1 protein-coding gene is annotated in these 380 nt (G+C 75.8%); it reads right to left on the bottom strand.

All coding sequences use genetic code 11. The features are described 5' to 3' along the window. Positions 1-148: 148 nt before the first annotated feature. Positions 149-380: transporter substrate-binding domain-containing protein (locus G3I78_RS50920; protein ID WP_164437451.1), on the bottom strand; the 232-nt coding region annotated here is incomplete at its 5' end.

The following is a 380-nucleotide window of genomic DNA, read 5'->3' as shown; positions in this document are numbered from 1 at the left end:
TGGTGCACCTCGGGGGGTCGGGGCTCGGGGCACGAGCCGGGCCGCGCGGACGACGTCGTCCGCGCAGGCGTCCAGTGTGCCGGTCGCGGGCGCCGCACGGGCGCCCGCGACACGACGGAGGCTGGGTCGGGGTGGCTGGACGGGGGCGTCAGCCGACGGACGGGTTGATCTCCGCGGTCTCGAGCGCGGCGTCGCCGCTGCCCCACGCACCGAGGATCTCGACGAGCTGGCCGCTGTCCATGAGCGACTGCAGCGCCGCCTGGATCGCGGCGGCGAGCTCGGTGTCGTCCTTCGCGACGACGACGCCCTGCGGCGCGCTGTCGAACACGTCGCCGAGCTGCTCGAGCTGGCCGCCGGTCTGCTCGACCGCGTAGCCGATG

Source organism: Streptomyces sp. SID13726, from assembly GCF_010548375.1.
Classification (GTDB): domain Bacteria; phylum Actinomycetota; class Actinomycetes; order Streptomycetales; family Streptomycetaceae; genus Streptomyces.
This window is presented reverse-complemented; position numbering and strand designations above follow the sequence as displayed.